The 13045-nt window shown below is 39.9% G+C and carries 10 protein-coding genes and 1 other annotated feature; all 10 genes read right to left on the bottom strand.

What is annotated here, in order from left to right; translation table 11 throughout:
• Positions 1-324: 324 nt before the first annotated feature.
• Entirely contained in the window at positions 325-1137 is an 813-nt protein-coding gene (minD, locus tag ACSYTE_RS05695; protein WP_491716480.1) for a septum site-determining protein MinD, read from the bottom strand.
• Positions 1137-1802: a septum site-determining protein MinC gene (locus ACSYTE_RS05700; RefSeq protein WP_491716481.1), complete on the bottom strand. Its 666-nt coding sequence runs from the start codon at positions 1800-1802 to the stop codon at positions 1137-1139. Before ACSYTE_RS05700 ends, minD begins: the two co-directional genes overlap by 1 nt.
• Positions 1803-1814: 12 nt before the next feature.
• On the bottom strand, positions 1815-2342 hold the full coding sequence (gene mreD / locus ACSYTE_RS05705) for a rod shape-determining protein MreD (protein WP_491716482.1): 528 nt from the start codon (positions 2340-2342) through the stop codon (positions 1815-1817).
• A gap of 11 nt (positions 2343-2353) precedes the next feature.
• Entirely contained in the window at positions 2354-3205 is an 852-nt protein-coding gene (gene mreC, locus ACSYTE_RS05710) for a rod shape-determining protein MreC (protein WP_491716483.1), read from the bottom strand.
• A gap of 74 nt (positions 3206-3279) precedes the next feature.
• Entirely contained in the window at positions 3280-4284 is a 1005-nt protein-coding gene (locus ACSYTE_RS05715) for a rod shape-determining protein (protein ID WP_491717305.1), read from the bottom strand.
• 166 nt (positions 4285-4450) lie between these two features.
• The gene (locus ACSYTE_RS05720) at positions 4451-5755 is read right to left on the bottom strand and encodes a bifunctional folylpolyglutamate synthase/dihydrofolate synthase (RefSeq protein WP_491716484.1); all 1305 of its coding nucleotides are present in this window, start codon (positions 5753-5755) and stop codon (positions 4451-4453) included.
• Between the two features lie 74 nt (positions 5756-5829).
• On the bottom strand, positions 5830-8487 hold the full coding sequence (locus ACSYTE_RS05725; protein WP_491716485.1) for a valine--tRNA ligase: 2658 nt from the start codon (positions 8485-8487) through the stop codon (positions 5830-5832).
• A gap of 51 nt (positions 8488-8538) precedes the next feature.
• Positions 8539-8753: a binding site (T-box leader), on the bottom strand.
• Positions 8754-8801: 48 nt separating this feature from the next.
• The gene (gene thiI, locus ACSYTE_RS05730; RefSeq protein WP_491716486.1) at positions 8802-10019 is read right to left on the bottom strand and encodes a tRNA uracil 4-sulfurtransferase ThiI; all 1218 of its coding nucleotides are present in this window, start codon (positions 10017-10019) and stop codon (positions 8802-8804) included.
• A 10-nt stretch (positions 10020-10029) separates the two neighbouring features.
• Complete coding sequence (locus ACSYTE_RS05735; protein WP_491716487.1) at positions 10030-11175, bottom strand: cysteine desulfurase family protein; 1146 nt, start codon at positions 11173-11175, stop codon at positions 10030-10032.
• A 118-nt stretch (positions 11176-11293) separates the two neighbouring features.
• The gene (gene ezrA / locus ACSYTE_RS05740; RefSeq protein ID WP_491716488.1) at positions 11294-13030 is read right to left on the bottom strand and encodes a septation ring formation regulator EzrA; all 1737 of its coding nucleotides are present in this window, start codon (positions 13028-13030) and stop codon (positions 11294-11296) included.
• Between the last annotated feature and the right edge of the window lie 15 nt (positions 13031-13045).

A 13045-nucleotide genomic window follows, 5' to 3' on the forward strand; every position in this document is an offset into this window, starting at 1 on the left:
TGAGTTTAGTAAATAAAAAAAGTCCTCTTAAGTCAGGGACTTAAGAGGACGATTTAATCGTGGTTCCACCTCAGATTTTTCCATTGCTCACACAATGAAACTCAATGAGTTTATTTACTAAACTACAACAATAACGCGTTAAAACGGTAATCTCCTAATAATTTTCAGAGATAACGACTCACAGGCGTGAAAGATTCGCATTATTCATCTACATCTCATCATCGTAGATTTTCTGTGGAATAATGATGAACAAATTCCTGATCAATGTCTTTAATTTAATTAATGGAATTATAAAACATTATCATCATTTCGTCAAGATTTACCTTAATCTTTTTTAGAAAATAGGTTCCCTAGTTTATTCCAAAATGATTTTTTGGACCCACTCGTTTCTTCAATTTGCATTAACGGAACGGTTTCACCATTAACCCTTCTTGCAATGTTTCGATAACCCTGTGAAGCTTGATTATCAGGATTCATTACAATTGGTTCGCCATGGTTAGAAGTACGAATTACGGCATCATCATCGACAACAATTCCCAACAATTGAATGCCCAAGTGTTGAGTGATTTCATCAATATCCATTGTATCGCCGTTTTCCATCATGTTTTTTCTAATTCGGTTGATAATCAGCTTTGGTTGTTCCTTAAGTGGATGTTGTTCTAATAGTCCGATTACTCGATCAGCATCCCGAACCGCAGAAATTTCTGGAGTCGTGACCACAATTGCACCATCTGCACCCGCAACTGCGTTTAAGAATCCCTGTTCGATCCCAGCAGGACAGTCAATAAATACGTATTCAAATTCCTGTTTTAATTCAGAAACGATTCCCTTAACTTGTTCGGGATTTAAAGCGTTTTTATTGGTATTTTGTGCTGCAGGCAAGACGTATAGGCTATCGAATCTTTTATCCTTAACTAATGCTTGACGTAATTTAGCACGACCGCTAGCAACGTCAACAATGTCATAGATAATTCGATTATCTAACCCTAAAATAACATCTAGATTACGTAATCCGATATCCAAGTCCATTAGACAAACTTTTTTACCCATCAGGGCTAAAGCTACCCCCAGGTTTGCAGAAGTGGTCGTTTTACCAACCCCACCCTTACCAGAGGTAACGACGATTGCTCTCCCCATTACATAATTCCTCCAATTCGATTGTAAAATTTAGGGTTAATTTTTTTTAACTCCTTTATTTTACCATAATCTAATGTGTGCAAATCATTTACATATGCAACATTTTGAAAAGAACCACCAATTTGTTTATCAGCAACGATATCAAATTGTTCACCAATTCTTATTTGTTGCGCATTATGTAAATCACCAACGATTAATCTATCTTCAGAATTAGGGAAACCAGCTTGAACGATTCCATAAACGCTTCCTAAAACATAGATATTACCGTTAGTAACTAATTTACCACCTTCATGAATCGTTCCCAAGAATAACACATCACCAGTTGCTTCAAAAACCTGGCCATTTCTAATCGTTTGCACAATAACATGAACGTTTTCCGATTCCTTAATTTGATTAGCACGTTCAATCGTAATCACTTCACTGCTAATTTGATTGATCAATAAGTGCTTATAATTATTAAATAGTTGCCGAATGTTATTCAATTGTTCTTTAGAAAGTAATCGTTTCCCAGTAACAATGTCTAAATGCATTCGCTTAGTTGGATAATCATGATCCAATTGGTTCAGCATTACTTCTAATTCACTAAGAATCGCTGTCATTGACGCCGATTCATCTAACACTACTTCATAACCATTTTTAGTCCCTTTTAAGCTAACTGCTTTCAAATCAATTTCCCCCTATGACTTTTCCCGATAGCGGTTAAATAACACTGAAATCGGGTAATAAGTGATAATAAATAGAACTAGATTAAATGCAAGGCTAGGTCCCAAAACAGACACTAAAAAATTGGATACCGTAATATTAGCTAGATGAACAAAGCGATTTGCAAAAAATGAAAATGACATTGTCAACGTAAGCCCAATGAAATAAATTAAAAATCCAGAAATAAACGTTGCCGATAGATAACGATATAGGAATCGGCTAATGTAAATTGTAAGTGGGAGGATAAATAAAAAGACCCCCAACGTTCCAAAGTAGAACAAGTCCATTATAAATCCAACCAAAGCTGCCCATAATCCCAAGTGTAAATTAATTTCATTTTCAAATAGCAAGCCAAAGATCAACCATAGTAATGTTAAATTGGGAACAAACGACTGGGCACCAAATAACTGTTTACTAAAAATTTGACTAACTGATCCATCTAAGCAAAATGCAACGTATAAGCCAATGGGAAATAAAAACCTTAGTGGTGAATTCCTTAGCATTTCAATCCCCCCTACTGAGCACGACTAGCTACTGTCACTGCTTCGATATCATTTAGATCGGCAGCAGGGCTAATATAGATCTTGTATGACAAACCATAGTCATCAGTTGAAACCTTAGCCACTTTTCCAATGTATAGACCCTTAGGTGTGATTCCACCTAATCCACTAGTATATGCCCGTTGGCCAACTTTAATCTTAGATTTAGTCGTAATATTGCCCATTTCAACTAACCCAGTTGTTTTATTGTAGCCAGAAATAATTCCGTTGACGACCTTTCCGTTAGTGGCATTCACCTGAATCGCAAAACGGTTCGTCGCTGCATTATTATTAGTAATCAATTCAACTTTACTATTAGTTTTATTGACTTCAGAAACCCGTCCAGCTAATCCAGTATCGACTAATACTGGCATATTTTTTTTAACGCCCGCATTTGCACCACGGTTAATAATAATTTGATTTTGCCATGATGAAGGGGTTCTCGTAATTACAGCTGCATTAATCGCTTTATAGCTAGTAAGCGTATCGTTTAATTTTAATTGACTCTTTAATTTGGCATTTTCACGTTGTAACGCTTCATCACGAACCTGAGTTGAAGTAATCTCGTTAACCCGTTTACTTAGAATTTGGTTTTCTTGATAGGTGTTCAACAAGCTACCGATCGAACCAAATCCATTGCTTATAATATTCACTGGTGTTGACACGACAGTATTAGTGAATCCAGCAACGTCATTACCAAATTGTTGGATTAACGGCGGAGTGGCTTTACGATTCCGCACCGCAACTGAAAACGTCATTAAGCCAATACTGATAACAACGCACACCATGACAATTACCAATTTTCGATTGGAGAAAAATTTGTGCATAATTGCCCCTCCATAAATTTTGATTTATAAAAACAAAAGCGGGAAGCATAAGCCCTCCCGCAGTGATTGTTTTTTTATTTTTTCTTCATTACGTCAATACTCTTTAGTGATTCACCAGTTCCGATTGCGACACAATCAAGCGGGTCTTTAGCAATTGATACTGGAACCTGAGTTTCATCTGAAATAACTTCAGCAAGATTTTTAAGTAATGCACCCCCACCGGTAAGTACGATCCCATGATCGATAACATCGGCAGCGATTTCTGGAGAAGTTTCTTCAAGCGTTTCCTTAACGGTTCCGATAATTTCCAAGATCGGTTCATGAATGGCAGTCGAAATGTCTTCAGCTGATATTTCAACGGCCTTTGGTAAACCAGTAAGCAGGTAACGACCACGTACGGTTGTTCCTTCGATGTTCTTAGCATCTTCTAATGATGCAGAACCAATTTCCCATTTAAGCCGTTCGGCAGTTCTTTCACCGATCAATAAATTATGCTTTTTACGAACATAAGTAGCAATCGCTTCGTTAAGCTTGTCACCAGCAACACGAACTGAGCGGCTAGAAACAATTCCACCCAGTGAGATTGTAGCAACGTCAGTAGTTCCACCACCAATATCAACTACCATGCTACCAGTTGGATCCATGATTGGTAATCCAGCACCAATCGCAGCTGCAAATGGTTCTTCGATTACATAAGCATCACGAGCTCCTGCAACCCGAGTAGCATCAATAACTGCACGTTTTTCAACTTCAGTAATCCCACTTGGTACACAAACCATAACATATGGCTTACCACTTGAATGCCCTAAGGTCTTAGCGATGTAGTACTTCAACATAGCTACAGTGGTATCGTAATCAGCGATTACCCCATCTTTCATTGGGCGAATTGCCTTGATACTAGCAGGTGTTCTACCGATCATATTCCGAGCTTCTTCACCAACTGCCACAATTGAGCCAGTTTTAGTATTTTTAGCAACAACGGAAGGTTCTCTTAAAACAATTCCCTTTCCTTCAACATACACAATGGTATTAGCTGTCCCTAAATCAATCCCAATGTTTTTTGTTCCAAATCCAAACACGACGTTCATCCCTTCGTATTCATATATACTAATATGAATTTATCATTTTTAGTATATCATATTTTCTTCAACTTGAATTAAATCACTCGTGATTAATTTTAACTAAATTAACACTAATAATAAAAGGTTTTTCAAATAACTTAATCTTAAGTTAAACAATTAGTTATCAATCTGTAAATAATGCTCGCACATCAGATATAAAGTACAACGATCCAGTGATCAATAACACATCATCTTGGCCCATTTGACTAGTCACTCTTAAAATGGCTTCCTTCCAATTATTCACGAATTCAATTTGATTGACCGATTCAACTTTACTAACGATTGTTGATAAATCTGCTGCGGAGCGCTTATTAGGTCCCTCAAATTCGGTTAAAACTAAATGCACATTTTTAATTTGTGCAAGCGCTTCAATCATTGGTAAATATTGTTTATCTGCTAATATAGCAAGTATAATATAAATTTCACGATCTGAAAAATGATTTTTAATATTTTTTTCAATTTCTTTGATGGCGGGCATATTATGAGCTCCATCAATAATCACTAGGGGCTGATCGTTTAATTTTTCAAACCGTCCTGCCCACTGGGTATTTAGGATGCCCGCTTTGATCATTTTATTGTTAAACGGAGTCTTTTGCTTATTCATCAAGGTGATAAACGCTTCAATCGCTACTGCTGCATTATCGATCTGAAAATCACCCATCATATTCAAAACGATCCCCTTGATTTGTTCATTCTCACTCGCGAAATCAAATTGTTCATGCCAACCTGCAATCGAATGGGGATGAACATCAAAATCGGTCCCTAACATCTTAATGTCAGAATGTTCATCCGTGGCACGGTCGATAATAACCTTTCGGGGCCCAGGTTCAATCCTACCAATTACCACGGGAACGTTCGGTTTGATAATGCCTGCTTTATGCCCTGCAATCGATTCCAATGTATTGCCCAAAAATTGCATGTGATCATACCCGATCGTGGTAATCACTGATAAGTCAGGAGTGATCACATTCGTTGAATCATTATCACCACCGATACCGACTTCGACAATCACAACATCTGCATGGCCCTCCGCAAAGTAAGCAAACATCATTGCGGTCAAGACTTCAAATTCGGTCGGTCCTTCGTTTGGCATTGCTGCATCGATTTCTGCAACGATTGGCTGTACCTTTTCAACTAAGCGCACAATTTCATCATCACTGATCGGGGTGCCATCAACACTGATCCGCTCGTTGAACCGCACTAAAAACGGCGAGGTGAACGTGCCGACCGTAAGTCCGCTTTCTTGAAGCAGATTACTTAAAAATGCTACGACCGAACCCTTCCCATTCGTACCAGCAACATGGATCGCATGAATTTGCCGCTCTGGATGACCAAGTTTTTCCATTAATATTTGCATTCGTTGCATCGTCGCATCTTTGTGTGCCTTGACCCGTCCGTGAATGTAGGCTAGTGCTTCTTGATAGTCCATTGTTTTTCGTTCCTCCCTACAAAAAAGCCCCGTAACATCGACTGCCCGGGGCTTAGTTGCTAAATCATAATTAATTATTGTGCTTTTAGATCGGCTTGGCGTTGCTTGGTTGCAGCTAACTTCGCCTTGTTATCTTCTAGCTTTTCACGTTCTGCATTAACCACTGCTTCGGGGGCGTTTTGCACGAAACGTTCGTTCGCTAATTTCTTTTCAGCACGTTGAACTTCAAAATTAAATTGTTCAATTTCACCATCCAAACGCTTGATTTCATCGTCTAAATTAACTAATTCTGCTAATGGGATGCTGACTTCAGCATCAGTCATCACACTCGTCATCGCTAACTTAGGCACTTGAACGTCACTACCGACTTCTAGGGTCTTAGGGTGACAGAAGCGTTCGATGTAGCCTTGGTTGCCTTCAAAAATGTCCTTTAGGTTTTGGTTGTCAGTCTTAATTAAGATGTCGACCGCACTAGACATTTTGGCGTTGGCTTCGGAACGAATATTTCTAACAGCCTTGATCAAATCAATGAGGCTATCCATATCAGCTTCTGACTTAGGATCATTAAAGTCAGGGTGGTCAACTGGGTATGCAGCAACCACTAATGACTTGCCTTCATGTGGCATTGTTTGCCAGATGTTTTCAGTTACGAATGGCATAATTGGTTGCAATAACCGTAATGTTTGGTCTAAGACGTAGGCTAATACGTTACGGGTGTTTTGCTTAGCTTCTTCATCGTCACCAGTAAGGGTTTCCTTACTCATTTCAATGTACCAATCACAGAAATCATCCCAGATGAAGTTGTAAAGCGCCCGCCCAGCTTCACCAAAGTTGTACTTATCAAATTGATCAGTCACTTGGTTGACAAGGCCGTTTAGCTTGCTTAGAATCCAGCGGTCAGCCAAGTTCCATTGGGCTGGGTCTGGTAATTCAGGTTTTTCCATGTCACCTAAGTTCATGATAACGTAACGACTGGCGTTCCAGATTTTGTTAATGAAGTTCCAAGCGGATTCGATCTTCGCGTAACTGAACCGCACGTCTTGTCCTGCCGTAGAACCATTAGATAAGAACCACCGCAATGCATCGGCACCGTACTTATCGATCACGTCCATTGGATCGATCCCGTTACCAAGCGACTTACTCATCTTGCGACCCTGTTCATCACGAATCAAACCGTGGAGTAAGACATCCTTGAATGGCCGGCGACCGGTAAATTCAAGACTTTGGAAGATCATCCGAGAAACCCAGAAGAAGATGATGTCATAACCAGTAACTAACGTGTTGGTTGGGAAGTAACGCTTGAAGTCTGGGGAATCAGTGTCTGGCCAACCCATGGTTGAAAATGGCCATAGTGCCGATGAGAACCAGGTGTCTAAGACGTCGTTGTCTTGTTCCCAGTTTTCGATATCCTTAGGTGCTTCTTCACCAACGTAGGTTTCACCAGTCTGCTTGTTGTACCAAGCAGGAATCCGATGGCCCCACCATAGTTGACGGGAAATAACCCAGTCATGGATGTTGTCCATCCATTGTTCGAAGGTGTGTTCGAATCTTTCTGGCACGAAGTTAACCCGATCATCTGTTTCTTGGTTCTTCAAGGCTTGTTCAGCAAGTGGTTTCATCTTAACGAACCATTGGGTCGAAAGGCGGGATTCAACTTGGACCCCGGTTCTTTCGGAATGCCCAACAGCGTGGACGATTGGGTCGACCTTTAACATGTAGCCGCCAGCTTCCAAGTCGTCAGTCATCGCCTTACGAGCTTCAAAACGGTCCATGCCCTTGTACTTACCAGCATTTTCATTCATCGTAGCGTCTTCGTTCATCGTGTTGATCCGCTTCAAGTCGTGACGGTTACCAACGTTAAAGTCATTGGGGTCGTGGGCAGGCGTGATCTTAACCATCCCAGTCCCAAATTCCTTATCTACGTATTCATCGGCAATGATTGGAATTTCACGATCAACTAATGGCACTCGAATGTGCTTGCCAACGATGTCCTTGTAACGTTCATCGGTTGGGTTAACGGCCACCGCCACATCCCCAAACATCGTTTCTGGACGGGTGGTTGCGATTTCGATATAGTCCTTACCGTTGAAATCAGTTCCATCGGTGAATGGATACTTAACGTGGTAAAAGGCACCCTTGTCATCCTTATGGATAACTTCGATATCGGACAATGCGGTCCGCGCCTTTGGATCCCAGTTAATGATGTATTCACCACGGTAGATGAGACCCTTCTTGTAGAGGGTCACGAACACCTTGCGCACGGCAGCTGATAGACCATCATCTAACGTGAAGCGTTCCCGACTATAATCAAGGGAGAGGCCTAACTTACCCCATTGTTTCTTAATGGTTGCGGCATAGTCATCCTTCCATTCCCACACCTTTTCGATGAACTTTTCGCGTCCTAAGTCATATCTGGTGATGCCTTCGCTATTGAGCTTAGCTTCAACCTTCGCTTGGGTCGCAATTCCAGCATGGTCCATCCCTGGCAACCAGAGTGTATCATAGCCTAACATCCGCTTTTGGCGAATTAAAATATCTTGTAAAGTCGTATCCCAAGCATGGCCTAAATGCAGTTTTCCAGTAACATTAGGCGGCGGAATTACGATTGAATATGGTTTTGCTTTTTGATCACCACTAGGTTTGAAGACATCTTCATCAAGCCATTCTTGGTATTGGCCATCTTCAACTGCATTATGGTCATACTTTGGTGGCATTTTAATATCCTTAGTCATAAAAAACACCTCATTTAATTTTAAATTTTGCAAACAAAAAAGCACTTCGTCGAATAGGACGAAGTGCTTCGCGGTACCACCTAAATTAAACCGATCAAATCGATTTCTCTCATGTGACAGCTTAACGGGGTCAACCGAATTTACCTACTAGGCTTCAGTAAATCAACTCCCAAGGTACCTTCATTTAAAATGATGAAAACCCTCGCAACGATGCAGGTCTCTTTCTGGACACCAATTTAAATTACTCTCTTGTTCGCAGTATTTTACTTCTTGGTAACTATCATAATCAATCAGAGTCTAATCGTCAACTAATTTTATAATAATTCTGAAAATACATCTTGATTTTGGTTTAAGAATTCTTCGCCTGGCTTGATATCAGTAACCTTAATCCCAGCAATGGCCTTCTTGGTCAAAGCATCCACGTCAATGTAAGTTTCATAATGACGGGTCTTTTCAAGGTCTGGCTTGGTTTTAGGCGAAGGCGGCGTGAAGATGGTACAACAATCTTCAAATGGCATGATTGAAAGATCGTAAGTGCCAATTTTTTCAGCGATTCGGATAATTTCAGTCTTATCCATCGATACCAGTGGCCGTAATACGGGCAGGTTCGTCACGTCGTTAATGGCCATCATGCTTTCTAAGGTCTGCGAAGCTACTTGCCCTAATGATTCACCAGTAAAGACCCCTTTACAGTGCCGATTGCGGGTGATTTCAGAAGCAATCCTAAGCATCATCCGCCGTTGAATCGTCATCAAATAACCTTCTGGGACCTTTTCCTTCACCGTTTCTTGAACTTCCGTGAATGGCACCTCGATAAATTGGATATTACCACCGAACTTCGCCACTTGAGAAGTTAGTTCCTTGGCCTTTGCTAAGGCTTGCGGGCTAGTATATGGTGGACTGAAGAAATGGATCATATCGACCTTGACCCCGCGCTTCATAGCAAGGTAGGTCGCCACTGGTGAATCGATCCCACCAGATAGCATCATTGTTGCCCGACCACCTGTTCCAACTGGTAGTCCTCCCGCACCCTTGATCGTTTCACTGGAGAGAAAGATTCCATTCATCCGAATTTCCACTCGAATCTCAATGTCTGGTTGCTTCATCTTGGCCTTGATGCCCTCAATATTCTCGATGATGTAACCACCCATTTTATCGTTAATATCATAGGTATCTAGTGGATAGTTCTTGTCTTGTCTGATCGTGTTGATCTTAAAGGTCATGCCTGGTTGGTATTGGTCCTTGACCATTTGAAGCGCCACTTCCTTGGCATGGTCAATATCTTTATCCAACTTGATCGAAGGTGACAGTGTCTCAATTCCAAACACCCCTTCGAGCCGTTCGATTACCTTATCGTAATCCTCTCCATGAAGATCCACGTGCAAGCGATCTTGTTGGGGATTAACGTGGATATCCTTGAAATCATGCAACACATGGCGAATGTTCTTCCCTAGTTGCTTAATAAAGTCTTTCCGATTCTTACCCTTGGTGGATAATTCACCGTATCTGACCATAATTTCACTATATTGCATTAGTACCTCCTTAGCTTAATTTGCTAAATTTCTTGTATAGTTGATCAAAAACGCGGTTAAATTCAACTGCTTCTTCGATTGTATTATTTGCATCCAATGATACACGCACCGCACTAGTACATAGTTCTGTCGGTTCTTGCATTGCAGTCAACGTCGCTGATGGCACATGATCCTTTGAAGAACATGCACTCGTCGTCGAAATGTAAATATCATGGTCTTCGAATGCATGGACGATCGTTTCACCACGGACCCCTAAAATTGAAAAACATAGAATGTGGGGAGCGAAATTAGGTTGATTTTTAGAAAAAATCGTTACCTTATCAAAGTCCTTAATGTGGTTATAAATCGTTGATTTAATATCAGCTTGTTTTTTGGCCTTGGCTTTTTCATCGGTCAACAAGAGTCGGACCGCCTTAGCCATTGCAGCGATTGCTGGCAAGTTTTCAGTCCCACTTCTGAGGTTGTGTTCTTGGCCTCCACCAGTCATTAATGGCGCAATTTTCTTTCCAGCGCGCTTGTAGATAAAGCCAATTCCTCGAGGGGCATGAAACTTGTGGCCGGAGAACGTGATAAAGTCAACGCGGTCATTCATGATCAAATCAGAAATGCCCTTTCCGATTCCCTGCACGGCATCAATGTGGTAATGAATACTAGGGTAGTCATTTAACACTTCAGCCGCCTCTTTAATTGGCTGAATCGTTCCAATTTCATTATTAACGGCCATGATCGACACTAAAATCGTATCCTTGCGAATCGCCGCTTTTAGATCAGCGATTGAAATCCGCCCCTCCTTATCAACAGGAAGGTAGGTAACATCATACCCTAATTGTTTGAGTTGTTCACAAGTTTCATGAATCGCTGGATGTTCAACAGCAGTCGTAATGATATGCTTACCAAACTTCCGTTTTTCAATGGCAGTCCCCTTTAAGACCCAATTATCACCCTCAGTTCCACCACTGGTAAAAAAGATTTCATTTGATTGAACACCTAATAAATCAGCAATTTGTTTGCGTGATTGATTCAATAAATTAAATGCTTCTTCACCAAAGCGATGTAAACTAGAAGGATTCCCCCAAATCTTATCACTTACTTGATCGTAAGTATTTAATACTGCAGGATCAACCTTAGTAGTTGCACTATTATCAAAATAAATCATAATAAACCTTCTTTTAAATTATTAGTCCGGCCAATTTAAAATTCTAACTTTATATTATAACAGAAAAAAACCATTTATGTTATTAGATTAACATAAATGGTTACTTTTAGTTAGCTAATTATTTATGACGATAATAAGCATCTTGAATTCTTTGATAAATCGAAGGATCGATCGTATTCAAAGCCGTTACGATTACGTTTAAACTTTCTTCGTACTGATACTCCCTATCGAATAAATAATGAGCCCGTTGACTTGCTTGTGCAATATCAGGATGGCTATTGCGATAGCGGTTCGCATATTGCATCATTTGCTCAGATAATACTGCGCTATCTAATAGCGTATTCGTTCGTTCCAATAAATTATCGACGTCGGACTTAATTACACTAATTTGCTCGTTGATGGTGTCCATACTAATTTTAGTTTGATTCATATCTTGGGATAGTTGTTGAATTTCGCGACTAACCAATGTATAGGCATCCATATAATCATCTGGAATCCCAGGCAAATTGAGATTTTCCATTTTTCGCTTCATGGTGTGCATTTGCAATTCAAAATTTTGGATGGCATTTACGGCTGCTTCTTCTTCTTCGTTTAAATTAGAAACGGAAGCGTCAATTTCTCTTTGTTGAGCCTCAATTTGACTTAACGCTTTTTTAGCATCACTAATGTGTTCCGAAATTTTAGAATAAACAGCATCATTATCAGCAATTGATTGTAAATCATTTTGATTCGTGATGTCGATTGCTTTGATTTGTTCTGCTAATTCACGGGTCGTTTCAATTTCTTGATGATCTAAATCATAGTTCTTATCAAGTTGTTTCAACTCACTCATCAAAGCAATATTTTGCTTTTGGGCGTGTGAAATAAACGCTGAAATAACATCAATTTGTTTTTGGACGCGCTTTTTAGAAGTGATTTCTAATTCCATCGCATCGTAGAGTTGATCGATCATTTTATCAATTTGATGATTGCTGCTCTTAGTTTGGGCTAACTCTAAATCCTTTAAGTTATCTAAGCTCTTTTGAATTTGTTGATTAACAAATTCAATCGCTCCCTCAATGTTATCATCAGCAAAATGATACCCAGCAGCGACCATCTCTTGATGCCCCTGCTTAATTTCTGCAACTTGTTCTGGATACTCAGCGGTCAAACTTTTGTAGATCTTAGGAATTTCATCTAAAAAAGCCTGTAATTGATCAGTTTGCCCAGATAATTCTGGTAATTGCTTTTCAGCACTTTCATAATCACCAGATTCAGATAATTCCTTAAACTGACTAAACTTTTCTTCCGCCTTAGTCAAACGAATTTCCAAGTTGTCAGTAGTGGGACCATAAAGATAGTTCTTACTAAGCAATGTTGAATGCATCTGCTTGTATTTTTGATTCAAATCCTGAATGATTTTTTGATGACGCTTATCCAAATCCTTAATTTGAGCTAATCCCGCTTGAATCATTTGCACCCGCTGGGTAACATCACCGATCAATCGATTGATTGAATGGTAAATTTGATTCGTCCGTAAGAAATTCAAAGTCTTGCTAATCTTGATTGCTTCTTTTAGATGTTCAGTAATCGTAACGAAATCATCACTAATGATTTCTTTGTACCCTTCATCATATCCATTCAATTGCTCCAGGGTTTCTCCGGATAGATTCATTTTTTTAGCATCATCCAGTTCATCTTGAATTGGCACTGATTGAACCTGCTCGAACTTAGCTTCAAGCACCCTCATTTGTTTTAATATGTAATGTTGGTAAGCAACAATTGCAAGATAGATGACTAGGACTACCACTACAATCGCAACCAATATCCCTACAGCTGAATTTTCCATATACGCTCCCACACCTTTGTTAAACATAAATAGCCGTTTTAG

Source organism: Nicoliella sp. ESL1120 (genome assembly GCF_058508515.1).

Coding starts and splice junctions, on each gene's coding strand:
- minD (WP_491716480.1), bottom strand. CDS start 1,137: ATGGGGAGAGCAATCGTCGTTACCTCTGGTAAGGGTGGGGTTGGTAAA.
- mreD (WP_491716482.1), bottom strand. CDS start 2,342: ATGCTAAGGAATTCACCACTAAGGTTTTTATTTCCCATTGGCTTATAC.
- mreC (WP_491716483.1), bottom strand. CDS start 3,205: ATGCACAAATTTTTCTCCAATCGAAAATTGGTAATTGTCATGGTGTGC.
- ACSYTE_RS05720 (WP_491716484.1), bottom strand. CDS start 5,755: ATGGACTATCAAGAAGCACTAGCCTACATTCACGGACGGGTCAAGGCA.
- ACSYTE_RS05725 (WP_491716485.1), bottom strand. CDS start 8,487: ATGACTAAGGATATTAAAATGCCACCAAAGTATGACCATAATGCAGTT.
- thiI (WP_491716486.1), bottom strand. CDS start 10,019: ATGCAATATAGTGAAATTATGGTCAGATACGGTGAATTATCCACCAAG.
- ACSYTE_RS05735 (WP_491716487.1), bottom strand. CDS start 11,175: ATGATTTATTTTGATAATAGTGCAACTACTAAGGTTGATCCTGCAGTA.
- ezrA (WP_491716488.1), bottom strand. CDS start 13,030: ATGTTTAACAAAGGTGTGGGAGCGTATATGGAAAATTCAGCTGTAGGG.